Origin of the sequence: Oxalicibacterium solurbis (genome assembly GCF_014635845.1) — a bacterium.
In the GTDB taxonomy this organism is placed as follows: domain Bacteria; phylum Pseudomonadota; class Gammaproteobacteria; order Burkholderiales; family Burkholderiaceae_D; genus Oxalicibacterium; species Oxalicibacterium solurbis.
Window position 1 is genome coordinate 166631 of sequence record NZ_BMDP01000003.1, and the last position, 22402, is coordinate 189032.

A 22402-nucleotide genomic window follows, 5' to 3' on the forward strand; every position below is an offset into this window, starting at 1 on the left:
GCATGGAGGCCGGCAGCGCACTGGAAACCGTTGTCGTCCCGCGCACGCGCGACCTGGGCGACAACTTCGAAGTCCGTCGTGCGCTGCCGACCACGCAGAAACGCATGGTCGGGCCTTTCGTCTTCCTCGACCAGATGGGGCCTCACGGCTTCGACGCCGGCACCGGCCTCGACGTGCGGCCGCACCCGCACATCGGACTGGCGACCGTCACTTATCTATTTGACGGCGAGATCGAGCACCGCGACAGCGTCGGCTCGGTACAGGTCATTCAGCCGGGTGCGGTCAACTGGATGACGGCCGGCAGCGGCATCGTCCATTCGGAACGCACGGCCGCCGACAAGCGCAAGAAACCTTCGTCGCTGTTCGGCCTGCAATGCTGGGTCGCCCTGCCGAAGGCGCATGAGGAAACCGATCCCGACTTCGCTCACATCGCCGCCACCGCATTGCCGATGCTGGAAGGAGAAGGCGCATCCGTCACCATCGTCGCCGGCAGCTTCTTCGGCCAGCGCGCGCCGGTGCCGACGCTGTCCGACCTGTTCTACGCCGATGTCGTGCTGCAACCGGGCGCGCGGCTCGACGTGCCAGCCGAATATCCGGAGCAGGCGATGTATGTGGTCGAAGGCAAACTCGATCTGGGCCGCGACGGCATCTTCGAAGCAGGCCAGTTGCTGGTGCTGAAGGCAGATACCGCCGTCACGCTGCGCGGTGCGGGACCGGGCATGACGCGGTTGATGCTGCTGGGCGGCGAACCGATGGATGGCTCGCGTTATGTGTCGTGGAATTTCGTCTCCAGCTCGCTTGATCGCCTCGAACAGGCGAAGGAAGACTGGAAACACCAGCGTTTTCCCGCCGTGCCGGGCGAAACCGAATTCATCCCGATGCCGGACATTCCCGGCAAACCGGTCGGCTATCCGTAAGCGATTCCTGCTGGTTAAGTTGGCTGACCAGGTTGGCTGACATCAGGTGCTACGGCCGTCGTACTGATGGCGCTTCAGCGCCGCCAGATCCACGTCTTCCAGACAGCGCACATTGATCGCCGCCATCGCGTTGCCGGCCGGATCGGTGCCGAACGCAAACGGCTGACAACCGCAACTCGTACAGAAGCGATGTTCGATGCGGTGCGTATTGAATTTGTAAACAGTCGCCTTGTCCTCGCCGCTTTTCAACGTGAATTTCGCGCGCGGCACAAACCACAGCAATGTTCCCTTGCGGCTGCAATAAGAACAGTTGCATTCGATCGCGTGATCGATCTCGCCTTCCGCTACGAACGTGATGTCGCCGCAATGGCAGGAACCCTGATAGTGCATGTCGTCTCCTCGCAGTGGGCTGCAATCCGGTGCTGCAGGCCTGCCGCCATTCTAGCGCCGGCAGGCGGCACTGCCGTCGCGGAACACGCCTATCGCGGCACATCCAGTTGTTCGTACACCGCATTCGCAATCTTCGACAACGCGCTCTTGTCGATGCCGCCCGACAGCGCATAACCGAACTTGCCGTCGATCCAGTAGAACACATTGATCTGACCTTCCTTTGCAAAACGGAAACCGGTGTCCGTGTTCTGCGCCTGATCGGTCGAGACATACAGGGTCAGACGCTGGCCGCCCGCGTCCTGATACATGAACTGCGCAACCGGCCCGGTCTGGCCCGGCAGCAAACGGCCGCCCATCAGTTCGTAACCAAGCTTGCCGAGCTTCGGCGGATGCAAAGGCGTGCCGATGCGTTTCGACAGCCACTTCACCAGTGCATCTTCGTCGTCGGACGTGACTTCCACCGGGCGACGCACATCGGGGCTATACACGGCATGCGCCACCGCAGCCTGATGCGCCAGCGCGGCAACCTGCAGCGACGCTTCGGTGCCGAGGTGCGCCGTCAATGTGGCGGATGGCTGGCTGGCGCCATGCAGCATCCAGCCACCGACACCGCCGGCCAGTGCGATCAGCAAGGCTGCCGCGTAACGACCGAGAAATGCCGGACCGAAGTGTCGATGCACACCAGCCTCAACGCTCGCATCGATATTCATATGCAAGCGCGGCGGCACCGGTTCGTCGAGCACCGGATCGAACAGTTCGCGCAGCGCATCGTTCTGGTCGCGCCATGCCTGGATACGCTCCATTTCTTCCGGCCTCGATGCCAGATAGCCGTCGACCTCCTGCCGGCGCGATGCGCTCAGCAAATCGTCGGCATAGGCATGCAGATCCGATTCGGTAATGGGGAGCCGGCTCATTTGACCACCTTCAACGGCGATGCGACCGATCGCCCTTCCATCTGCGCGCGCAGTTTCTGGCGTGCGCGCGACAGCCGCGACATCACGGTGCCGATCGGCAAATTCAGCGTCACCGCCACTTCGTCATACGACATTTCTTCCAGCGCGATCAACAACAGGATTTCACTCTGCTCGGCCGGCAGGGTATTCAGTGCGGATGCGAGATCGCGCATCTGCAGGCTGTCGCCCTGCGATGCGCGCACTTCCGGCAGCGGCGTATCGTCGTCCAGCACGTCGGTCGGCACCGACGGCCGTCGCACCTGGTCGATATACAGGTTGTGCATGATGCCGAACAGCCATGCGCGCATGTCGCTGCCGCGCTGCCACGACGACAGCTTTTTCCATCCACGCTCCATCGTGTCCTGCACCAGATCATCGGCACCGGTGCGGTCGCCGACCAGCGCGCGGGCGTAACGGCGCAGGCGCGGGATGCACGCGATCAGGCGATCGCGCTCATCCTGCATGGCAGCTTTCATCGTGCATCATGGACGACGCGGCGAACGATCAATCCTTGATGACGTGCCAGACATTCTTGACGTTGTCGCCGTTGCGGTCGCCGGCCTTCTTGTCGGAAGCGAACAGGTACAGCGGCTTGCCCTTGTAGGCCAGTTGCGCGGAACCGTCATCGCGCTTCACGACCGAATACGGCGCAGCGATAGTGGCACCGGCAGCGGAAAGCGGCGGCCATGCCGTGGCGCAACCGCCGTTGCAGACGCTCTTGCCGCTGTTGGCAACGTCCTTGTCGAAGGTGTAAAGCGTCATGCCTTCGCTGGTGACGAGGATGCCGTCGTCGGCTTTCTTAACCGGTACGTCTTGCGCGAACGCGGTAGCAGAAAACGCCAGGGCAGCAACAGTGGAAAGCAGCAGACGGAAAATCTTCATGATGATGCTCCTTTATCGGAAATGATCGGGACAGCCGCAAGTGCGCTAATCGGCGCTTCGCAAGTGTGCGCCGACAACAAGGTATACGAAAGGGCAACCCGGTTTATTCCGCGTCCGGATAAAAAATTTGTCCGTTGCCGCATGGTATCGGTGATTCTCCGGCACCGAGCATGCACGAATCTTGCTTTTGACATGGCATCAAACCAAGGACGAAGCAATGACAAGTACGACATCCCCTTCCCCGCAGGCGCCGCGCGGCGCCCAATTGTGGCGCGAGCGACTCGACCTGCTGCTGGAATCCACCGGCGAAGGCGTGTTCGGGGTGGACATGGATGGCAACTGCATCTTCATCAACCGAGCCGCCGCCGAGATGATCGGCTGGCCCCAGGAAGAAGCGCTGCACCGGAACATGCATTTGCTGATCCATCATTCGCACAACGACGGAAGTTGCTATCCGGTCGAGCACTGTCCGATCTTCCATGCGTTCAGCCATGGCCTGCCTTGCCACATCGAGGACGAAGTGCTGTGGCGCAGGGACGGTTCGTCGTTTCCCGCCGAATATACATCGCACCCTATCGTCGAGCGTACTGCCGACGGCGAAGCTATCCTTGGCGCGGTCGCCACCATCAAGGACATTTCCGAACGCAAGCGCGCCGAACAGCTGCTGAAACGAAGCAACGACGAACTGGAACGCCGCGTTGCCGAACGCACCGGCGAACTGACGAAGGCACTGGCCGATCTGCGCGAACTGGCCGCCTATATGGAAACGATGCGCGAAACCGAGCGCACGCGCATCGCGCGCGAGATCCACGATGAACTCGGCTCGTTGCTGGTCGCGCTGAAGATGGATGTGAACTGGCTCGAGAAGCGCATGGACGACCGGCCTGCACTGGCGCAGAAATGCCAAGGCATGGGCGAGCTGATCGATATTGCCGTCGACAATGTCGGCCGCATCATTACCGACCTGCGCCCCAGCATTCTCGATCATCGCGGCCTGTGGGCGGCGCTGGCCTGGCAGGTGCAGGAATTCCTGAAGAGCGCCGAAATGGCGTCGGACGTGCAGATGCATGTCGCTGCCGGCGTGGGCCATCCGGAGCGCGCGCAGGCAACCGCCGTCTTTCGCATCTTCCAGGAAATGCTGTCGAATGTCGCGCGGCATGCGCGCGCCGAGTCGGTGTCCATCCGCCTGCTGGTCGATGCGCCACCGGAACCGGTCCTCTTCATCGAGGTGCGCGACGATGGCGTCGGCGCCACGCGTGAGGAATTGAATAGCCCACAGAGCTACGGCGTGGTCGGCATGCGCGAACGCGCCGGCTACTTCGGCGGCAAGCTGACCATCGACGGTTTGCCCGGGCAGGGAACCTGTGTCCGGTTGGTGATGCCGTTGACCATCGATACGGAGACGTCATGAGCAAAACGATCAGGGTTCTGGTCTGCGACGATCATCTGATCGTGCGGCAGGGCATCCGGCAGATCCTGTCCGATGCGGAAGACATCGCCGTCGTCAGCGAAGCGGGGAATGGTCCGGAAGCGATTCGGCAGGTACGCGAGCTGGCGCAGGGAGAGGGCAGCATCGATGTGGTACTGCTCGACATCGCGATGCCGCAGCGCGACGGGCTGGACATGCTGAAGCAGTTCAAGAACGAATTTCCGAAACTGCCGGTACTGATTCTGAGCACCTATCCGGACCGGCAATATGCGGTCTTCAGCCTGCGTCTCGGCGCGGCCGGTTATCTGAACAAAAGTGCCGATTCCGAACAGATGATCGCCGCGATCCGCAAGGTGGCGCGGGGTGGCGTCTTCATCACGCCATCGGTCGCCGAACTGCTGGCGTCCTCGGTCGGCGCAGGCCCCGATCACAACGAACAGCCGATACAGGAACGCCTGTCGCATCGCGAGCATCAGGTGTACCGGATGCTGTCGCAGGGACAGAGCGTCGGCGAGATCGCAACGCAACTGTCGCTGTCGCCCAATACTGTCAGCACCTATCGTTCGCGCATCCTGGAAAAAACCGGCGTGCGCAACGATGTCGAACTGGCGTTGTATGCGGTGCGGCAATCGTCGGGATCGACATGAGTGCCGCACCGCGCGACACGAAGCTGGTGCCTACTTAGCCGTCTTCGCACGCTGCCGTATCAGCGTCACCGGCTCGCCGCCGACGCCCCAGTTGTCGGTATCGACTTCATCGATGATGACGAACGTCGTCTGCGGATTCTTGTTCAGCACACGTTGCAGCAGTTCGGTCGCGCCCTTGATCAGCTCCGCCTTCTGCTCCGGCGTGACGTTTCCTTCGCGGGTGATCTGAATATTGACGAATGGCATGGTCACTTCTCCTTGTTCAAAATGGTGATTACCAGGTACCGGCGGAGGCGCCGCCGTCTACCGCGAGGATGGTGCCGGTCGTGAACGATGCACCCGTCAGATACATTACCGCATCGACAATGTCCTGATCCTTGCCCATCGTGTGCGTCGGATGCAGTCCCTTCAGGAAGTCGTGCGTTTCGGGCGCATGCATCGGTGTATCGATGACGCCGGGCGCCACTGCATTGACCATCACGTTGCTGGACGCCAGTTCGATTGCCAGCGCGCGGGTCGCCTGATTCAGGCCGCCTTTTACCAACACCGGCAGCAGCGCGCCGATCCTGGCGGTCGGCTGCATGGCAATGCTGGCCGTCACGTTGACGATGTGGCCGCTGCGGTTGTCGGCCATGTGCTTGCCGGCCAGTTGCGTCACGTACAGGAAACCTTTCAGGTTGGTATCGAAGATGCGGTCGACATCGTCCGGCGTGTAATCGGCAAACGGCTTCGGCAGGAAGATGCCGGCATTGTTGACCAGGATGTCGACCTTGCCGAATTGCGCGATGGCGGTATCGAACACCCGTTTCGCGGTGGCAGGATCGCCGATGTCGCCATCGACCGGCACAAAACGCTCACCGAGTTTCTCCGCCGTTTCCTGCAGGCGGGACAAGGTTCGTGCGTTGCCGATCACGTTGTCGCCGCGTTTCACAAACGCTTCCGCGATGGCCAGTCCGATGCCGCTCGATGCGCCGGTGATGATGACGGTGCGCGCTGTCTTGTTACTCGTATTCATGATCCATTCCTTTTCGTTTTGTTGGAGTAAAAACCGTCGCTCCAGTCCAGCCGCGTGTCGTTGTGCAGACTGCGTTTGACGATGGAATGGACTTTACTGATGCAGTCGATGATGATAAATACAGAAAATCGCAAATTACTTGATACATCATGTAATCAATGAAACGACAATTCGACGATCTTCTGCTCGGCAGCATCGAGCTGTTCTGCCTGGCTGCAGAGCTCGCCAGCTTCACGGCGGCGGCCACGGTCGCCGGCGTCACGCCTGCCGCCGTCAGCCGCTCGGTATCGCGGCTGGAACAGCGCCTGGGCGTGCGGCTCTTCGTCCGCACGACGCGGCAAATCCGGCTGACGGATAGCGGCCAGGCTTATTTCGCGCAGTGCCGGCAGGCCTTGTCGCAGCTGGTCGACGCCGAAAACGAAGTCACCGGCAAGCAGTCGGCGCCGGCCGGCCATCTGCGCATCAGCCTGCCGGTGCCATACGCGCATTACCGCGTGCTGCCGCTACTGCCGGAATTTCGCGCGCGCTATCCGGACGTGACGATCGAAACCCACGTCAGCAACCGCAACATCGACTTCATCGAAGAGGGGTACGACCTCGCGATACGCGGGCGGCTGCCTGCCGATTCGAACATGATCGGCCGCAAGCTGGAGGACACGCCGCTGGTCATCGTCGCCACACCGGACTATCTGACGCGCGCCGGCACGCCGCAGACGCCGGCGGATCTCGCCGCGCACGAATGCATCCAGTTCGAGCTGCCGAGCAGCGGTCGCGACATTCCGTGGCTGATCCGGCAGAACGGCGTGGTCGAGGAAGTGCCGACGCAAGGCGGCTATCGCACGTCCGGCGACTATGTCAGCGCCGTAATGCTCGCACGCAAGGGCGCCGGCCTGTTCCAGACTTATCGCTTCATCGTCGAAGAGGATCTGCGATCCGGCGCGCTGGTCGAGGTGCTGCAGCCGTATGCCGGCGGCGCACGGGCCTTTTCCCTGCTCTATCCGAGCGGCCGTCATCTGCCGCTGCGCGTGCGCGCATTCATCGATTTCCTCGTCGCCAGACTCGGCAACTGATTATTCGCCGTCGCAGACAGACGTTGTAGTGCCAGCACTACAAAAAATCGCGGCCTTGCACGATGGTCGACGGTTGCATGCCTTTCTAAGATGGCCCCAGGCAATGGCAGTGAAATTCGCATGCGGCGTGTCCGGCTCATGCAATGCAGCAGGCTGAACACCGTCATCGATGTTCGTCCGGTCTTGCCGGCGAAGAGCCGCAGCCAGCAGCACTCCGATCGCCCGACCCTTTCTTTATTTCTTACAGGAGCCGCATATGAACCGTAACGACGTTACCGAAAAAATCATCACCGCCAAAGTATCGCAAGGCTTGAAATGGTCGGAGATCGCCACCAAGGTCGGCATGAGCAAGGAGTGGGTCACCGCAGCCTGCTTCGGCCAGATGACGATGAATGCCGAACAGGCCGATGCCGCCGCAAAACTGTTCGGCCTGACCGACGAAGAAAAGAAATGGCTGATGATCGTCCCGTACCGCGGCTCGCTGCCGACCGCCGTACCGACCGATCCGACGATTTATCGTTTCTACGAACTGGTACAGGTGTACGGCACAACCTTCAAGGAATTGATCCACGAAGAATTCGGCGACGGCATCATGAGCGCAATCGACTTCAAGATGGACATGTCGCGCGAGAAGGACCCGAACGGCGATCGCGTCAAGATCATCATGAGCGGAAAATATCTGCCTTACAAAATGTACTGATGTCGTTTGCGGCGCGACACGTACGGCAAGCGACGCGAACAAGAGCAAAGCCGCGATAAAGTGGCTATTGAACAAGCGCGCCATCGCAGCGCGCTTGTTCATTTTTGCCGCGCAATGCGGGCGAACCGCACATCGAAATCGCAACTGCCCAAAAATCAGGCAGTGAATGCCTTGGCGTATATTGCCTAAATTTTGGGCAATGCAATTTAACGAAATCTTAACATCATCGGCCGCAAACCCGCACCAGCTCTCGCTCTCCGCGATTACGTACTATCCACAAAATTTTTACGTGGTATCCACAATTCACTTAAATCATTCGTGCGCGAATACGGGATATCCACAATCTGAATATCACATATTCCTGACTTGAAGCATAGCAACGAAACGCGCGTTCTCTGATAGTGAGGCCGTTGAAAAAGTAAACACACGGACTGCACGCATCGGCGAGGAAAAGACAACCGGCTTTCCCGCAAACGATGCAGCCGAGAATGATCGCATCGAATCAAGTGTTTATGGCAACGGGCGCACGGCACAGGTCGTGACGTGCAATTACATACTTGAGAGTTGAGAGAAGGCAAAATGAATCAAACCGCTTCCGCTACGCTGACTGCCGAAGTCAGCCGTCCGGCCTCTTATCGCTGGATGCAGTTGATCCTGGGCATCGTCGCCATGGCGATGATCGCTAACCTGCAGTACGGTTGGACCCTGTTCGTCGATCCTATTTCGCAAAAATACGGCTGGAGCCGTGCTGCCATTCAAGTGGCATTCACGATCTTCGTCATCACCGAAACCTGGCTCGTTCCTATCGAAGGCTGGTTCGTCGATAAATTCGGCCCACGCCCTGTCGTTCTGGTCGGCGGCATCCTGTGCGGCCTCGGCTGGTTCATCAATTCGTTCGCCGATTCGCTGGCACTGTTCTACATTTCCGCCATCATCTGCGGCGTGGGTGCAGGCGCTGTCTACGGCACCTGCGTCGGCAATGCGCTGAAATGGTTCCCGGACCGCCGCGGTCTGGCAGCCGGCCTGACCGCTGCCGGTTTCGGCGCCGGTTCCGCTGCGACCATCATCCCGATCTCGTCGATGATCGCCGAAAAAGGCTATGAAGCTGCGTTCCTGTACTTCGGTATCGGCCAGGGCATCATCGTCGTGCTGATCGCGCTGTTCCTGACACGTGCTCCCGAGCACAAGAAAGGCGAAGCAAGCAACGCCAAGGTGCAGCAGTCCAAAAACGAATTCAAGCCGAGCGAAGTTCTGCGTCAGCCTGTGTTCTGGATCATGTACCTGATGTTCGTGATGGTGGCTGCCGGCGGCCTGATGGCAACCGCGCAACTGGGTTCGATCGCACACGACTTCAAGGTGTTCGACGTCAACTTCAACGTGTTCGGCATGGTGTTGCCTGCACTGACCTTCGCACTGGCAATCGACCGCGTGCTGAACGGCCTGACCCGTCCGTTCTTCGGCTGGATCTCCGACATGATCGGCCGCGAACCGACGATGTTCATCGCCTTCGCAATCGAAGCAGTCGGCATCCTGGCTCTGTACCACTGGGGTCATGACCCGATCGCGTTCGTGATCCTGACCGGTATCGTGTTCTTCGCATGGGGCGAAATCTACTCGCTGTTCCCGTCGACCTGCGCAGATACCTTCGGCGCCAAGTTCGCAACGGCCAACTCCGGCCTGCTGTACACCGCCAAAGGCACGGCATCGCTGCTGGTTCCGATTTCCGCAGTGATCGCTTCGGCAACGGGTGGCTGGTATGCCGTGTTCGTGCTGGCAAGTATCCTGAATGCTGCCGCCGCACTGATGGCATGGTTCGTGTTGAAGCCGATGCGTTCCAAGTTCATGAGCAAGAACTGATCGACTTTCGTTCAGTCAATTTTCCGGACCGGCCTTCGTGCCGGTCTTTTTTTATCCATCGTTCCGGCAAACGTTCAGCACGGCTTGCCTTGCAGCAGATTGCGTAGCGCTGCCGTCACCGCATCGGGCTTCTCCAGCGCCGACAGATGGCCGCAATGCTCAACGATCGTCATCGTTGCACGTGGAATCAGCGCAGCCATTTCCTCATGCACCTCCACCGGCGTGATGCCATCCTCGCGGCCGCACAGTACCAGTGACGGGCAACTGATGCGCGGCAGACTGTCGCGACTGTCAACGCGCGCCATGATCGCGTGCTGCTGACGCACAAAGGCATCGGGGCCGACCGTTGCCGCCATGTCCTCGATGCAATCGACGATGTGTGGTTCTTCCAGATGCGGCGGATACAGCAGCTTCGGCATCAGCTCACGCGGCACCGCGGGAAAATCCGTGTGCGCCATGGCAATCAGCCGCTGGCGATTTGCCGTCGCTTCTAACGTGTCCGGCCGCGCGCTGGTATCGATCAGCGCCAACGCCGTCACGCGTTCCGGCGCCTGCCGCATGATTTCCAGCGCGACATAGCCGCCCATCGACAATCCGGCCAGCGCGAACATGCCGGCCGGCACCTGTTCCAGCACGTCGGCGGCCAGGTCGGCCATCGTGTCGCTGCGCGTCAGGTCCGCCACCGATACGTTGGCGATATCGGCCAGGCCTTCGGCCTGTGCGCGCCATAAACGCGCGTCGTTCAACAGTCCCGGCAACAGAATCAGGTTGGGCTTCATCAGGTAGGACATTGCGTTCTCCTTTCAGCCAGAGATGGCCGGTCGATCTTCCTGCATGGACAAGCGCTTCGGCCATGCGTTCCGCAATACACCGGCAACAACAGACAACAACGGCAAGCAACGCCGAAACCCGTCGCAGCCGCGACAACTTCGGGTAGGATGGATGCACCCATAATGCCGCGGCCCATCGGGGCGCCTTCACATGAACTATCAAGGAATCCGCGAAAAAACCTTCCTGACGTTGCTGATCGTTTTTTCGATCGCCTTTGTCGTCATCCTGCTGCCGTTCTACGGCGCAGTGTTCTGGTCCATCGTGCTGGCCATCCTGTTTGCACCGTTCTACCGCAAGATGCTGCACAAGATGCACAAACGCGAAAACCTGGCCGCACTGGCAACGCTGCTGCTGTGCCTGGTGGTCGTGATCCTGCCGCTGACACTGATCTCGGTCTCGCTGGTGCGCGAAGCCTCGGCCTTCTATGCCGAAATCCGCGGCGGCCAGATCGATTTTGTCGCCTTCATCCAGAAGGGCTTCTCCGCCATGCCTTCCTGGCTGATCGGCATCCTCGACCGTTTCGGCATCGGCAACCTGACGGCCCTGCAGGCCAAACTGGCCGCTGCCGCAGTACAAGGCAGCGAGTTCTTCACGCGGCAGGCGATCAACATCGGCCAGAACACCTTCAACTTCCTGGTCGGCTTCACGATCATGCTGTACATCCTGTTCTTCCTGCTGCGCGATGGCGATCGCCTTGCCGCACAGATCCGGCAGGCCGCACCGCTGAACCAGGAGCACAAGCGACAGCTGTTCAACAACCTGACCGGCGCGATTCGCGCCACCGTCAAGGGCAACATCATCGTCGCCGCCGTGCAGGGTGCGCTGGGCGGCATCGCATTCTGGTTCCTCGGCGTAAAGGGTGCATTGCTGTGGGCCGTGATCATGGCCTTCCTGTCGCTGCTGCCGGCAGTCGGCGCCGCGCTAATCTGGGCGCCGGTCGCCATCTACTTCCTGCTGACCGGTTCCATCTGGCAAGGCGTCGTGCTGATCGCCTTCGGCGTGCTGGTGATCGGGCTGGTGGATAACATCTTGCGCCCCATGCTGGTCGGCAAGGATACGCAGATGCCGGATTACATCGTGCTGATTTCCACCGTCGGCGGCATGGCGCTGCTGGGCCTGAACGGCTTCGTCATCGGGCCGGTGATCGCAGCAATGTTCATCACGCTGTGGCAGACGTTTTCGGCCGGCAACCAGAAGGACGAAACGGAAAAACTGCATCGTCCGGATTAAACACCGGACCGTATAGACGATATATACGGCGTCCTATGGTGGCAGCGAGGTGGCCGGCGTGCCGCCATCGGCCAGATGTTCGGCGCCGTTACTCTTGCGCCGTTCGGCGCAGCGATTGCGCAGATACAGCACCTGCCCCAGTATCGCGGCCAGCAGCAGCAAGGTATTGGTCGCCGTGAAAACCGCATCGCCGACCGCGATGCTGTAGGCGACGAAGCCGGCAGACGCGCTGATCTGCCCGATGAACAGCCACGGCGACACGCCTGCGCTGCTGCGGCTTTTCCACTGCTGCAGAACCTGTGCCGAAACCGTCAACAGCAGCACGGCGGCACTGCTCCAGCCGATGATGTCGCTCATCCATCCTCCGGCAAGTTTTTCGCCGCGGCACCGCGGCTCAGAAGATATCGCTGTCGCGCTTGGTCGGCGTGCGTGTCAACGTACTTGCGCGCCGCTGCAGCTCACGCGCCTGCGCCACATCGATCACATCTGGCGGGTCCGGCAACGCTTCGCCGTCGATCAGATTGTCCAGCCCCGAATTGCCGTCGACATGGCTTTGCTCGCCGCTTTCGTCGTGCCGGTCGTTGATGCCGCTGTTCTTTTTCGACATGGTGATTCCCGCCTTTCCCGCACGCGCGCGGCGCAACCGAAACGTCTGCACACAGACATCGCGCCGCGCAGGATACGAAGAGGCTGCGGCGCGTATCATGCGACTGCTTCGGCGCCGAGTTCTTCCTTGCGTTCCATCATTTGCATACCGAGGCCCTCCAGATCCAGCCTGGCTTTCTTCGCTTTCGGGAACATCTCGGTTTCCTCTTCCTTCACATGATGGTCGATGTATTCGGACAGGACCTTGACTGTCGCGTCGTACATCGGGTCGTCGCCGGCCATCTCCTGGATCTGCGCGATCAGATCCTTGGCCGTCGCATGTTCGACTTCCGCTTCGTTGATCAGATCTTCTGCATCGCCGAACGCCGTACGCGCCGCCGGATAGAAAATTTCTTCCTCGATCATCGTGTGAATCGTCAACTCCTCGCAGATCTGGTTGGCGATATCGACCTTGCCGTCGAGATCGCCATGCTTGGCGAGTTTTTCGTATTCCTTGAAAAGCTTCTTCACATTCTCGTGGTCCTCCATCAGCAGCGAAATTGCGTCTGTGCTGGCTGATTTGGCTGGCTTGTGCGCTGATTTGGACGTCATGTCTTTCTCCTGAAGGTGAAATCGCGTTTTGGATAACTTCGAATGCCAGTGGAAAATGTATGCCCGCAGCTCGGCCGCGCGTATCAGACATTGACACCAACTTCTGTCGGAATCCGGATCACCGACTGCGGCACGCCACGCAATCATCTTGCTGTATTGCATGTGCCACATTGCCGCCGTCCATGGCACGCCGCGATACGCTACAGACCGGCAAATCTGCGACAATTCCGCCATGAATTCCCTGCCTCCGGACACCGTCGCCGGCAACGCTGCGCCGCTGTTCCATACCGCCTTTTACAAATTCGTCCGCATCGCCGATCCCGATGCGGTCGCCGCGCGCCTGCGCGAGCTGACGGCCGACCTGCTCGGCAGCATCCTGGTTGCCGAGGAAGGCATCAACGGCGTGCTGGCAGGCAACATGGCAGCGCTCGATGCCTTCGAACATGCGCTGCAGCACGACGCCGCATTCGACGGCTGCTTCGCCGGCATCGCCTTCAAGCGCAGCGCCTGCAGCACGGCGCCGTTCGCACGGATGAAGGTGCATCGCAAACCGGAGATCGTGCAGCTCGGCGTGGACGACGTGGATGCGACGGCCGCCGGCGGCATCGATGTCAGCCCGCAGCAATGGCGCGAACTGATCGCGCAGGACGACGTCGTCGTCATCGACAATCGCAACAGCTTCGAATACCAGCTGGGCCGCTTCCACAACGCGATCGATCCGGGTGTCGACAATTTCCGCGACTTCCCGGCCTTCATCGAGGAACATCTGCCCGAATGGAAAGCGCAGGGCAAGCGCGTCGCGATGTATTGCACCGGCGGCATCCGCTGCGAAAAGACCAGCGTCTGGATGCACGACATGGGCGTGCCGGTCTATCAACTGGAGGGCGGCATCCTCAACTATTTCCTGCAGATGCCGGATGCTGATCGCGACTGGGAAGGCGAATGCTTCGTCTTCGACAACCGCATCGCGCTCGATACGCATCTGCAGGAAACCGCCACCACGCCGGAAGACGTGTACGGCGGCCATCCCGAATGGGAATGGCGGCTGCAGCGCGCGCGTCGCCTCGAGGAAAGCGACTAGATAAATGGGGCGTCCGCTTCCCGCGTGGCAGCCGCCGGTGATTGCCGGCGTCAGTCCGAGCAGCGTCGCGCTGCCGCCGGGGCCGTGGCGCACGATGGCGGAATTCTTCGCACAGCGATTTCCCGCCGTCGACCACACCGATTGGGTCGCGCGCATGCAGCGCGGCGAAGTGCTGGATGCGCAAGGCAATCCGCTACAACCGCATGAACCTTACCGCCCGCTGCCTCGCGTCTTCTATTACCGCACGCTTGCGTCCGAGCCGCGTATCCCGTTCGAGATCGAAGTGCTGTATCAGGACGCGCATCTGGTCGTGGCCGACAAGCCGCACTTCCTGCCGGTCACGCCATCCGGCCGCTACGTGCAGGAAACGCTGCTGGTGCGGCTGAAGCGACTGCTCGGCATCGACACGCTGACACCCATGCACCGCATCGATCGCGATACCGCAGGTCTCGTGCTGTTCACCGTGCAGCCTTCTCATCGCAATCTGTACCAGACGCTGTTTCGCGATCGCAGCGTCGAGAAGCGTTACGAAGCGATCGCGCCGTTCCGCGACGATCTGGTCCTGCCATGCGTGCACCGCAGCCGCCTGATCGAAAGCAAGGCCTTCATGCAGATGACGGAAGCGCAAGGCGAACCGAATGCGGAAACCCGCATCGCGCTGCTGGAACGCCGCGACGATCTTGCTCGCTATGCGCTGGAGCCGGTGACCGGCCAGAAGCACCAATTGCGCGCGCACATGGCCGTGCTCGGCATTCCCATCGTCAACGACCGCATCTATCCGCATCTGTATCCGGACGAAGGCGCGAATCAGGATTACACGCAGCCGCTGCAGCTGCTGGCAAAATCGGTGCGTTTCACCGATCCGGTGACGGGCGAGGCGCACATATTCGAAAGCCGCCGCACGCTGTCGTTCTGACGACGAAAAGAAAACGGGGAGAGAGAATGCTGGAAACGACAGGCCGCGTATTTGCGAGTGTGCTCTCGGCGATGGTCACGCCGCTGGCCGAATGGCTGGCGGAGAAATTCGCCGACCGCTTCGGCCGGCAACATCCTCCCTTGCAGCGCATAGCCGTGCAGATGGTGGTGTTTGGCCTGGCGATATTGCCGGCGCTGTGCGTGGCGCTGCTGCTGGTTGTGTTGCTGGGCATGTTGCTGAGTACTGCAATCCATTTGCTGACGAACGCCGTCTCCTGAAACAAAAAGCCCCGTTCTCGGACGGGGCTTTTTCATTTACGCTCGCCTGCGATCGTCAGGCCGCATGCCGCAGCGCAATCGGTGCAGCCGATTCAGCCGGCGAACCGATGGCCTGCCGCCAGATGGTGTGTGCATTGTCGTTGGTCCAGACGGCAAGGTGCAGGCGCGACAGGAAAAGCGGATCGGCCAGCAACGCATTCTTCTGCGCATCGGCCAATGCCGACGGACCGCTCAGCAATGCCGTCTGCACGAGATTGGCGCGCATTTCCTGCGCCAGCAACGAACGATGCGGATGCAGCTTGCCGGTCGCGCAGACCACGGCGTTGAACACCGGCTCGATCACTGCCTGCACGAAATCCGCTTCTTCCGGCGCTTCCTTCACATAGCGCACCGTCTCCGACAATTCGATCGGGGGCGTCGCTTCTTCCGGGATCAGGAACAGTTTCGCGCGCTTGAACTGCAGGCCGTGCGACACGCGGCTCGAATAGATCGACACCGGAATCGCCACCGCCAGCGAACCGCAGATCGGCAGCAGCCACGGCAGGAAGGCCGGGTTCAGCCAGAAGATCGCGCCGCCCCATGCCAGACCCAGCAGCGTCTGGTAGCCGTGGTAACGAAATGCCTCGCCCGGCGTCGTTTCGGAATCCTCGCGCGACGGCGATTTCCAGCGCAGCGCCCAACCCATGAAAGCGGCGACGACGAAGTGCGTATGAAACAGCATGCGCACCGGCGCCAGCATCATCGAGAACAGCATTTCGATCAGCATGCTCATGACGACACGGAAACGTCCGCCGAATTGCTGCGCGCCCTGGATGCAGACCAGCAGTACGCTGAGAATCTTCGGCAGAAACAGCAAGGTGGCCGTTGCGGAAAACAGCGCCAGCGCCTTTTCCGGATGCCATTGCGGCCACGTGGGGAACAGCTGCCACGGCTCGGTGAAGTAGGCCGGCTCGGTCAGCGTATGCTGCGCCAGCAACGCGGTGGACAGAATCAGGAACAGGAACCACAGCGGCGCCGACAGGTAAGCCATCACGCCGGTGACGAACACCGCGCGATGCACGCTGTGCATGCCGCGCGCCATGAACAGGCGGAAGTTCATCAGGTTGCCCTGGCACCAGCGGCGATCGCGCTTCAGTTCATCCAGCAGGTTCGGCGGCATCTCTTCGTACGAGCCGTCGAGATCGTAGGCGATCCAGACTTTCCAGCCGGCGCGCCGCATCATCGCCGCCTCGATGAAATCGTGCGACAGGATTTCGCCGGCGAACGGCCCCTTGCCCGGCAGCAGCGCCAGCGCGCAATGCTCGATGAAGGGCTGCATGCGGATGATCGCGTTGTGGCCCCAGTAATGCGATTCGCCCAGCTGCCAGTAATGCAGCCCTGCCGTGAACAGCGGGCCGTAGACGCGCGTCGAGAACTGCTGGATGCGCGCATACAAGGTATCGCGACCGGCGGCACGCGGCGCGGTCTGGATGATGCCGGCATCCGGATTGGCCTCCATCGCCTGCACCAGTTTCGTCAGGCAGTCGCCGCTCATCACGCTGTCGGCATCGAGCACGATCATGTAGCGGTAATCCTTGCCCCAGCGACGGCAGAAGTCGTCGATATTGCCGCTCTTGCGGCGCACGCGGCGCTGGCGGCGGCGATAGAAGATGCGGCCGAAACCGCCCACCGCATTGCACAGCCGCGTCCAGGCGGCGACTTCGGCAGCGGCGGTATCGCTGCTGTTGGTATCGCTCAACACGAAGAAATCGAAGCGGTCCAGCTTGCCGGTTTTCTGCACCGATTCGTAGGTGGCGCGCAGGCCGGCAAACACGCGCGTGACGTCTTCATTGCAGATCGGCATGACGATCGCCGTGCGCGCAGCCGGATCGATCGCGCCGCCGGTGACGGCCGTTTTCGAAATCAGGTAGGCATCCTTGCCGGTAGCCAGCAGCAGGAAGCCGGTCATCGCCGTCCAGAAACCGGCGGACACCCAGCAGAACAACAGTGCGAACAGCGCCAGCATCGAGATTTCCAGCGGCGTCGTACCCTGGTAAGGCAACACGCGGCTCATGTAGAAAGTCGCCAGCGCGGTCTGCCCCAGCATCAGGAACAGCAACACCAGACGACGCAGGCCGCCGCGTGCCGGATGCACCGGCTCCGGCGCCGCCTCGCCCGCTTCCCACGGCGCAGGCGACTGGTCGCGGCCGAACGTGCGCTTGCACCAGCGCACCAGCGGATTTAGCGCACCCCACGGTTCCGGCACCATCGACGCGCGATGGACAGGCGGCGCAACCTTCAGTTGCTGCGGAGGCGCCAACGATTGCGGCGATTGAATCGCCGCATCGTCGCATGCCCAGGCATCATCCTGTTCGATCGCCGTCTGCGCGCGCGCAGCGATCGAGCCGTAGGCGGGGTTCGCCACATCGACATCGTCGCCGGCCAGAATGCGATGCAGGTTCGCCATCGCTTCACGTGCGGTGGCAGCCGGCATCGCGGTGAGTTGTGCTTCGATCTCGTCGCGCTGCGCACGCGGCAGCGACAGATGATCCAGATATTGCCGGCACGGCAGCGGTATGCGTGTTGTTTCCATCATTCCGCCGGCAGGATGTAGCTCCACGTTTCGGAAAGCGTGGCGTTGTCGTTTTGCAGGAAGCCGCGCAGTTCGACCGGCTTGCTGTCGTCGACACGCTTGACGCGCACTGCGGCACGCCAGCCTCCGGTGGCTTCGTTCGGATAGGCAGCCGATTCCAGGATCTGGCCGTTCGCGTCGGCCGACACGCGGATATCGACCTTGGCATCACGCGGCAGCTTCTTGAAGACCGGGCCGTCGAAATCGACATACAAGGCCACGCTGCCGTCCGGCTTGCGTGGCGCGCCCTGCCCGCGACGTGTCTGCGTCACCCACGACAGCGGCGGCAGTTGCTGCGACTGCTTGCCCCACGAGGCGCGATATTCGAAGTCGATCGGCTGGCCCGGTTTGGGCAGGCGATCCGGCACCCAGAAGGCGACGATGTTGTCGTTCATCTCGTCCGGCGTCGGAATCTGTATCAGCTCGACACGGCCCGAACCCCATTTGCCGATCGGCTCGATCCACGCGCTCGGATGCGTTTCGTAACGCGTGCGCAAATCTTCGTAGCTGCTCTGGCGATCGTCGCGCTGCACCAGGCCGAAACCGCTCGGATTGCTGAGCGAATACGAGGTAACCAGCAAACGCTTCGGATTGACCAGCGGACGCCAGATCCACTCGCCGGTGCCGGAGGCGATCGACAGGCCGTCCGAATCGTGCACCTCGGGACGATAGTCCTCGACCGGCGCGCGCTGGTTCTCGCCGAAGTAATACATGCTGGTCATCGGCGCGATGCCGAGCTTGGTCACGTTCTCGCGCAGATACAGTTGCGATTTCACTTCGGTGATCGTCTGCTCGCCCGGCTTGACGATGAAACGATAGGCGCCGGTAGCGCGCTTGGAATCGAGCAGCGCGTAGATCGTCAGCTGCTTGCTCTTCGCACCGGGGCGCTCGATCCAGAATTCGGTGAAGCGCGGGAATTCCTCGCCGGAGTTCAGCGCGGTATCGATCGCCAGCCCGCGCGCCGATACGCCATATGCCTGGTTCTTGCCGACTGCGCGCAGATAGCTGGCGCCGAGGAAGACCAGAAACTCGTCCTTGCTCTTGGCCGTATTCAATGGGTACTGCACGCTGAAACCGGCGAAGCCCAGGTGACGCAAATCCTGCGCCGTCGTCTTCAGGCCGCCGTAATCGAAGGAACGCGGATCGAAAGCAATCACGCGCGCACGGCCGCCGACCAGTTCATTGATGCGCACCGGCGTATCGTACTGGCGCCCCTGATGGAAGAAGGTCAGCTCGAACGGCAGCTTGCGATCGTGCCAGTAGGCCTTTTCGGGCTTGAAGTGAATCGCCTTGTACTGGTCGTAACTGAGGTTGGCCAGCAGCGGCGAAATATTCTTCTTCGGCTCCTTGTAGGCGCTTTCAGAGAGTTGTTTCGCCTTCTTGGCAACAGTATTGAAATCGAATGCGAGGGAAGGAATGCAGGGAAGCAGCGCCAGCGCTAAAACAAGCGCCTGTCGACGCATTTGTCGACGGAATCGTACCGGTTTTAAAACATTCAAGAACATGGTTTCCAATCAAAGCACATCGCACGCACATCGCCGAAAGCCCGGCAAGCGGCGTGCAGTCGGCCGAAGCCGGCGCGGAACTCAGGAAAGGCGGCGCCGATGCGCCATGCCGTCCGATTGCTCTGCCGAGCCGCAGCAACCGCATGTTGGCGGCCGGACAAGATATCGGATTTTACATTGACTCCCGCGACCCTTGCCGCCTCGCAATGCAGACGACGCTGGCGAAACGGCGGTTCGGGACACTGTCGAACAGGGGATGGATAGACAGAGGACGGAAAGGTTCCTTGCCGGCGCAAAAAAGTTGCCTGCCTGCAGCAACAATCTAGCTCAAGCCTGCCAGACGCCGTAGCCGGCCTCGCGCAGCGCAATCCCGAGTTCCACCTCCATCTCGCAGGCGGCGGCATAGGGCATCGGATTGTAGACCGCATAGAGTTCGGGCAGCAGACGCAGACCGTATTGCGTGACGAATCTGTTGCCCTGGATGCCAGCCTTGTGGCGATCGAAACGCAGATCGGGGTCCAGTCCCGTCATGCCGACATAGACGCACGGCTTGCCGCGCACATAGTCCGGATTGGCCTTGCGAAAGCGCGGCTCGTACCAGACGTCGGACGCCAGTTCGACGACGTAGACATGGTGATGATGGCGGCGCGGCATGGACGATTGCGATGATGATGACGGCGGCATTATGCAGAACAGCAAGAACGGCAGCATAACAGCACGGCGAACCGGCATGCCGGACGCCCGCGCGCATCGTTTGACGCTATGCTGTCGGGATTTTTCGAGCGCCCCCCTCATGTCGAACGCTTCCGTCACCGACCGCCAACTCCGCATCGACGCGCTGCGCGGCCTCGCCGTCTTCGGCATCCTGCTGGTCAACGTCTGGTCCTTCGTCTGGGGTTTCGAGACGCTGCGCTACGGTGTGCTGCCGGCCGATGCGACATTGGCCGACATCCTGTCGGTGGCCTTCGTCGCTTTCTTCGCCGAACAGAAGTTCTATCCGATCTTCGCCTTCCTGTTCGGTGCCGGCTTCGCGCTGGTCACGCAATCGACGCGGCGGCGCACCGGCAGCTGGGGCGACGCCAAGCGGCTGTACCGCCGGCGGCTGCAATGGCTGCTGGCCTGCGGCGTGCTGCACGGCACGCTGATCTGGTTCGGCGACATCCTGACGCTGTACGCCATCGCCGGCTTCTGGGTATTGATGGGGCTGGTCGGCGCGCGGCTGCGCACGGTGACGGCATCGCTGCGCAACTGGGCGCTGGTGTTCGGCTTGCTGCTGCTGACGGGCTTCTTCCTCAACGTGTGGCTGCTGAACGGCGGCGAACTGCAGGCGCAGGGCCGCGCGATGTTCGACAGCGCGCAGGCTTCGCATCTGGTCTACACGCAAGGCTCGCTGGTCGCGATCGCGTGGCAGCGCCTGAACGATTACGTGGCGGTCACGATGCAATCGATCCTGATCGTGCCGCACGTCGCCATCCTGTTCCTGCTCGGCGTGCTGGCCGTGCGGCTGCGCTGGCTGACGCAGCCTGAGCGGCATCGCAAGCTGTGGCGGCGCGTGCTGGCAATCGGCCTGCTGATCGGCATTCCGTTCAACCTGTTGTGGGCGACGATGATACTGGGCGAGGCGATCGACCCGCTGCATCCGGCGCGACTCGATTACGCACTGTATTCGTGGCTGCCAGTGGGCGGTGCGAGCCTGGCCGCGGCGTATGTCGCCGCCTTCATGCTGGCCGGCGGCGACATCATGCGTCATCTGCAGCGCTGGCTGGCGCCGGTAGGCCGCATGGCATTGACCAATTATCTGATGCAGTCGTTGCTGTGCGCGCTGCTGCTGCAGGGCGCGGGCTTCGGACTAGGGACGAAACTGCCGCCAGCCGGCTGGCTGGCAATTGCAGGCGCGATCATGCTGGTGCAACTGTTTTTCAGCCGCTGGTGGCTGTCGCGCTACCGGCAAGGGCCGGTGGAGTATCTGCATCGGCGCTGGATCGCACGCGATCCAGCGGCCCGATGACACACATCAGTGCACCGCTTGCGGCGGTGCCAGTTCCGACGACTTCGGCTGCGGCGGCATGTTCGTCACCGCCGCGCGCAAGGCACGCAGCTTCTTCTTGACGATGCGCTCGTTGGTCACGCCGATGCGCATCATGATCTTCTGGCCGGCCGAACGGCTTTCCAGATCGGGATCGGCGTACTGGTACAACACCTTGTTCTGCACCAGTTGCGGCGGCTCTTCCAGTTCGGGGGCAGCCAGCAGATCGTCGATCGTCACAACCAGACGATCATTGAAATAGCCGTCGGGATAGCCGAGTTCGACATACGCACGCTGGAACAGCGGATAGAACTGCTTGTAGATGGCGACCAGCTTTGCCGTATCCACACGCTGCACCAGCTCCACATACCGCTCGTAGCGCTGCGCATTCGATGGCGACAGATGCAGATCGCCGCCACTGCCTTCGACCTGCAGCCAGGAACCGGCAGGACGCACCGGCCACACCTTGGTCGAGACTTCCTGGCGCGGCAGATTGTCGACCGTCGCCACGATGTGGCGCACCAGACGATCCGGCAGGAAAATGAAGCGCCACAGTTCGCTGCCCGTCAACGCCTGCAGCGCTTGCGTCAATTGACGATCGCTGTCGTCGATGGCCGGCAGCGGCTGCTCGGCCGGTGCCTCTTCGATCGGATGCTGGATCAGCGGCTCCTGCGGTGCGGCCGGCGGCGCTTCGACGACCGGCGGCTGTTCGACCGCTACCGGCGGCGGCAACGGCTCAACCGTCTCGCGCATATTGTGCTGCCACCAGAAATATCCGGCCACCGCCACTGCGACGATGACCAACAAACCGATTACTTTCTTCATTGCGACTACCCTCCTTGTCGGTATGCGAGTGCGCGCGGCATG

The 22402-nt window shown here is 61.4% G+C and carries 25 protein-coding genes; 11 read left to right on the forward strand and 14 right to left on the reverse strand.

The window, feature by feature from the left end; all coding sequences use genetic code 11:
* The first annotated feature begins 2 nt into the window (after positions 1–2).
* Positions 3–917 carry a pirin family protein gene (locus IEV40_RS10715; protein WP_188421517.1) on the forward strand — a complete coding sequence of 305 codons (915 nt, stop codon included), beginning with the start codon at positions 3–5 and terminating at the stop codon, positions 915–917.
* A 42-nt stretch (positions 918–959) separates the two neighbouring features.
* Here the strand turns inward: IEV40_RS10715 and IEV40_RS10720 are convergent, their stop codons facing one another.
* The 4 genes from IEV40_RS10720 to IEV40_RS10735 form a co-directional block, all read right to left on the reverse strand.
* Positions 960–1307: a GFA family protein gene (locus tag IEV40_RS10720; protein WP_188421519.1), complete on the reverse strand. Its 348-nt coding sequence runs from the start codon at positions 1305–1307 to the stop codon at positions 960–962.
* An 89-nt stretch (positions 1308–1396) separates the two neighbouring features.
* The gene (locus tag IEV40_RS10725) at positions 1397–2221 is read right to left on the reverse strand and encodes an anti-sigma factor family protein (protein WP_188421521.1); all 825 of its coding nucleotides are present in this window, start codon (positions 2219–2221) and stop codon (positions 1397–1399) included.
* A complete protein-coding gene (locus IEV40_RS10730) occupies positions 2218–2724 on the reverse strand; it encodes an RNA polymerase sigma factor (protein ID WP_188422358.1) in 507 nt (168 codons plus the stop codon). Before IEV40_RS10730 ends, IEV40_RS10725 begins: the two co-directional genes overlap by 4 nt.
* Before the next feature lie 40 nt (positions 2725–2764).
* Positions 2765–3142, reverse strand: a complete 378-nt coding sequence (locus tag IEV40_RS10735) for a COG4315 family predicted lipoprotein (RefSeq protein WP_188421523.1) — start codon at positions 3140–3142, stop codon at positions 2765–2767.
* Between the two features lie 217 nt (positions 3143–3359).
* Here IEV40_RS10735 and IEV40_RS10740 point away from each other — a divergent pair, with 217 nt between their 5' ends.
* The gene (locus IEV40_RS10740; RefSeq protein ID WP_188421525.1) at positions 3360–4553 is read left to right on the forward strand and encodes a PAS domain-containing sensor histidine kinase; all 1194 of its coding nucleotides are present in this window, start codon (positions 3360–3362) and stop codon (positions 4551–4553) included.
* Positions 4550–5218: a response regulator gene (locus IEV40_RS10745; RefSeq protein WP_188421527.1), complete on the forward strand. Its 669-nt coding sequence runs from the start codon at positions 4550–4552 to the stop codon at positions 5216–5218. Before IEV40_RS10740 ends, IEV40_RS10745 begins: the two co-directional genes overlap by 4 nt.
* A gap of 30 nt (positions 5219–5248) precedes the next feature.
* Here IEV40_RS10745 and IEV40_RS10750 read toward each other — a convergent pair whose 3' ends face one another.
* Together IEV40_RS10750 and IEV40_RS10755 are read right to left on the reverse strand one after the other, a co-directional pair.
* The gene (locus tag IEV40_RS10750) at positions 5249–5464 is read right to left on the reverse strand and encodes a tautomerase family protein (RefSeq protein ID WP_188421529.1); all 216 of its coding nucleotides are present in this window, start codon (positions 5462–5464) and stop codon (positions 5249–5251) included.
* A gap of 28 nt (positions 5465–5492) precedes the next feature.
* The gene (locus tag IEV40_RS10755; protein ID WP_188421531.1) at positions 5493–6233 is read right to left on the reverse strand and encodes an SDR family NAD(P)-dependent oxidoreductase; all 741 of its coding nucleotides are present in this window, start codon (positions 6231–6233) and stop codon (positions 5493–5495) included.
* A gap of 158 nt (positions 6234–6391) precedes the next feature.
* On the opposite strand from IEV40_RS10755, the gene IEV40_RS10760 reads away from it, so the two are divergent.
* From IEV40_RS10760 to oxlT, 3 genes are all read left to right on the forward strand, one after another.
* Positions 6392–7303 carry a LysR family transcriptional regulator gene (locus IEV40_RS10760; protein WP_188421533.1) on the forward strand — a complete coding sequence of 304 codons (912 nt, stop codon included), beginning with the start codon at positions 6392–6394 and terminating at the stop codon, positions 7301–7303.
* Positions 7304–7559: 256 nt separating this feature from the next.
* Positions 7560–8003 (forward strand): cyanase, encoded by a 444-nt coding sequence (gene cynS, locus IEV40_RS10765; protein ID WP_188421535.1) that lies wholly within the window; start codon positions 7560–7562, stop codon positions 8001–8003.
* A 579-nt stretch (positions 8004–8582) separates the two neighbouring features.
* Positions 8583–9860: an oxalate/formate MFS antiporter gene (gene oxlT, locus IEV40_RS10770; protein WP_188421537.1), complete on the forward strand. Its 1278-nt coding sequence runs from the start codon at positions 8583–8585 to the stop codon at positions 9858–9860.
* Positions 9861–9934: 74 nt separating this feature from the next.
* Here oxlT and IEV40_RS10775 read toward each other — a convergent pair whose 3' ends face one another.
* Positions 9935–10651 carry an alpha/beta fold hydrolase gene (locus IEV40_RS10775; RefSeq protein WP_229724072.1) on the reverse strand — a complete coding sequence of 239 codons (717 nt, stop codon included), beginning with the start codon at positions 10649–10651 and terminating at the stop codon, positions 9935–9937.
* Positions 10652–10841: 190 nt separating this feature from the next.
* On the opposite strand from IEV40_RS10775, the gene IEV40_RS10780 reads away from it, so the two are divergent.
* Positions 10842–11921, forward strand: coding sequence for an AI-2E family transporter (locus tag IEV40_RS10780; protein WP_188421538.1), 1080 nt, complete (start codon positions 10842–10844; stop codon positions 11919–11921).
* A gap of 33 nt (positions 11922–11954) precedes the next feature.
* Here the strand turns inward: IEV40_RS10780 and IEV40_RS10785 are convergent, their stop codons facing one another.
* From IEV40_RS10785 to IEV40_RS10795, 3 genes are all read right to left on the reverse strand, one after another.
* Complete coding sequence (locus tag IEV40_RS10785) at positions 11955–12278, reverse strand: PQ-loop repeat-containing protein (protein ID WP_188421540.1); 324 nt, start codon at positions 12276–12278, stop codon at positions 11955–11957.
* A gap of 37 nt (positions 12279–12315) precedes the next feature.
* A complete protein-coding gene (locus IEV40_RS10790; protein WP_188421542.1) occupies positions 12316–12528 on the reverse strand; it encodes a hypothetical protein in 213 nt (70 codons plus the stop codon).
* Positions 12529–12623: 95 nt separating this feature from the next.
* On the reverse strand, positions 12624–13118 hold the full coding sequence (locus IEV40_RS10795) for a hemerythrin domain-containing protein (RefSeq protein WP_188421544.1): 495 nt from the start codon (positions 13116–13118) through the stop codon (positions 12624–12626).
* Positions 13119–13350: 232 nt separating this feature from the next.
* On the opposite strand from IEV40_RS10795, the gene trhO reads away from it, so the two are divergent.
* Genes trhO through IEV40_RS10810 form a run of 3 tightly spaced genes read left to right on the forward strand, consistent with a single transcriptional unit; the run spans position 13351 to position 15393 of the window.
* On the forward strand, positions 13351–14199 hold the full coding sequence (gene trhO, locus IEV40_RS10800; protein WP_188421546.1) for an oxygen-dependent tRNA uridine(34) hydroxylase TrhO: 849 nt from the start codon (positions 13351–13353) through the stop codon (positions 14197–14199).
* A gap of 4 nt (positions 14200–14203) precedes the next feature.
* Positions 14204–15115, forward strand: a complete 912-nt coding sequence (locus IEV40_RS10805; protein ID WP_188421548.1) for a pseudouridine synthase — start codon at positions 14204–14206, stop codon at positions 15113–15115.
* A 26-nt stretch (positions 15116–15141) separates the two neighbouring features.
* The gene (locus IEV40_RS10810; RefSeq protein ID WP_188421550.1) at positions 15142–15393 is read left to right on the forward strand and encodes a hypothetical protein; all 252 of its coding nucleotides are present in this window, start codon (positions 15142–15144) and stop codon (positions 15391–15393) included.
* A gap of 55 nt (positions 15394–15448) precedes the next feature.
* Here IEV40_RS10810 and mdoH read toward each other — a convergent pair whose 3' ends face one another.
* The 3 genes from mdoH to IEV40_RS10825 form a co-directional block, all read right to left on the reverse strand.
* Entirely contained in the window at positions 15449–17965 is a 2517-nt protein-coding gene (mdoH, locus tag IEV40_RS10815) for a glucans biosynthesis glucosyltransferase MdoH (RefSeq protein WP_188422362.1), read from the reverse strand.
* Positions 17965–19467 (reverse strand): glucan biosynthesis protein G, encoded by a 1503-nt coding sequence (locus IEV40_RS10820; RefSeq protein ID WP_188421552.1) that lies wholly within the window; start codon positions 19465–19467, stop codon positions 17965–17967. Before IEV40_RS10820 ends, mdoH begins: the two co-directional genes overlap by 1 nt.
* Before the next feature lie 369 nt (positions 19468–19836).
* Positions 19837–20163: a hypothetical protein gene (locus IEV40_RS10825; RefSeq protein WP_188421554.1), complete on the reverse strand. Its 327-nt coding sequence runs from the start codon at positions 20161–20163 to the stop codon at positions 19837–19839.
* A 139-nt stretch (positions 20164–20302) separates the two neighbouring features.
* Here IEV40_RS10825 and IEV40_RS10830 point away from each other — a divergent pair, with 139 nt between their 5' ends.
* Complete coding sequence (locus IEV40_RS10830; protein WP_188421556.1) at positions 20303–21517, forward strand: DUF418 domain-containing protein; 1215 nt, start codon at positions 20303–20305, stop codon at positions 21515–21517.
* Between the two features lie 6 nt (positions 21518–21523).
* On the opposite strand, the gene IEV40_RS10835 is transcribed toward IEV40_RS10830, so the two are convergent.
* Entirely contained in the window at positions 21524–22360 is an 837-nt protein-coding gene (locus tag IEV40_RS10835) for a DUF3014 domain-containing protein (protein ID WP_188421558.1), read from the reverse strand.
* Between the last annotated feature and the right edge of the window lie 42 nt (positions 22361–22402).

Bases quoted from the DNA above. Each gene is read 5' to 3' on its own strand.
- IEV40_RS10760 (WP_188421533.1), top strand. From the start codon at position 6,392: ATGAAACGACAATTCGACGATCTTCTGCTCGGCAGCATCGAGCTGTTC.
- IEV40_RS10825 (WP_188421554.1), bottom strand. From the start codon at position 20,163: ATGCCGCGCCGCCATCATCACCATGTCTACGTCGTCGAACTGGCGTCC.
- IEV40_RS10720 (WP_188421519.1), bottom strand. From the start codon at position 1,307: ATGCACTATCAGGGTTCCTGCCATTGCGGCGACATCACGTTCGTAGCG.
- IEV40_RS10835 (WP_188421558.1), bottom strand. From the start codon at position 22,360: ATGAAGAAAGTAATCGGTTTGTTGGTCATCGTCGCAGTGGCGGTGGCC.
- IEV40_RS10830 (WP_188421556.1), top strand. From the start codon at position 20,303: ATGTCGAACGCTTCCGTCACCGACCGCCAACTCCGCATCGACGCGCTG.
- oxlT (WP_188421537.1), top strand. From the start codon at position 8,583: ATGAATCAAACCGCTTCCGCTACGCTGACTGCCGAAGTCAGCCGTCCG.
- trhO (WP_188421546.1), top strand. From the start codon at position 13,351: ATGAATTCCCTGCCTCCGGACACCGTCGCCGGCAACGCTGCGCCGCTG.
- mdoH (WP_188422362.1), bottom strand. From the start codon at position 17,965: ATGGAAACAACACGCATACCGCTGCCGTGCCGGCAATATCTGGATCAT.
- IEV40_RS10790 (WP_188421542.1), bottom strand. From the start codon at position 12,528: ATGTCGAAAAAGAACAGCGGCATCAACGACCGGCACGACGAAAGCGGC.
- IEV40_RS10810 (WP_188421550.1), top strand. From the start codon at position 15,142: ATGCTGGAAACGACAGGCCGCGTATTTGCGAGTGTGCTCTCGGCGATG.
- IEV40_RS10730 (WP_188422358.1), bottom strand. From the start codon at position 2,724: ATGCAGGATGAGCGCGATCGCCTGATCGCGTGCATCCCGCGCCTGCGC.
- IEV40_RS10775 (WP_229724072.1), bottom strand. From the start codon at position 10,651: ATGTCCTACCTGATGAAGCCCAACCTGATTCTGTTGCCGGGACTGTTG.
- IEV40_RS10785 (WP_188421540.1), bottom strand. From the start codon at position 12,278: ATGAGCGACATCATCGGCTGGAGCAGTGCCGCCGTGCTGCTGTTGACG.
- IEV40_RS10740 (WP_188421525.1), top strand. From the start codon at position 3,360: ATGACAAGTACGACATCCCCTTCCCCGCAGGCGCCGCGCGGCGCCCAA.
- IEV40_RS10715 (WP_188421517.1), top strand. From the start codon at position 3: ATGGAGGCCGGCAGCGCACTGGAAACCGTTGTCGTCCCGCGCACGCGC.
- IEV40_RS10820 (WP_188421552.1), bottom strand. From the start codon at position 19,467: ATGCGTCGACAGGCGCTTGTTTTAGCGCTGGCGCTGCTTCCCTGCATT.
- IEV40_RS10745 (WP_188421527.1), top strand. From the start codon at position 4,550: ATGAGCAAAACGATCAGGGTTCTGGTCTGCGACGATCATCTGATCGTG.
- IEV40_RS10755 (WP_188421531.1), bottom strand. From the start codon at position 6,233: ATGAATACGAGTAACAAGACAGCGCGCACCGTCATCATCACCGGCGCA.
- IEV40_RS10780 (WP_188421538.1), top strand. From the start codon at position 10,842: ATGAACTATCAAGGAATCCGCGAAAAAACCTTCCTGACGTTGCTGATC.
- IEV40_RS10795 (WP_188421544.1), bottom strand. From the start codon at position 13,118: ATGACGTCCAAATCAGCGCACAAGCCAGCCAAATCAGCCAGCACAGAC.
- IEV40_RS10750 (WP_188421529.1), bottom strand. From the start codon at position 5,464: ATGCCATTCGTCAATATTCAGATCACCCGCGAAGGAAACGTCACGCCG.
- IEV40_RS10725 (WP_188421521.1), bottom strand. From the start codon at position 2,221: ATGAGCCGGCTCCCCATTACCGAATCGGATCTGCATGCCTATGCCGAC.
- cynS (WP_188421535.1), top strand. From the start codon at position 7,560: ATGAACCGTAACGACGTTACCGAAAAAATCATCACCGCCAAAGTATCG.
- IEV40_RS10735 (WP_188421523.1), bottom strand. From the start codon at position 3,142: ATGAAGATTTTCCGTCTGCTGCTTTCCACTGTTGCTGCCCTGGCGTTT.
- IEV40_RS10805 (WP_188421548.1), top strand. From the start codon at position 14,204: ATGGGGCGTCCGCTTCCCGCGTGGCAGCCGCCGGTGATTGCCGGCGTC.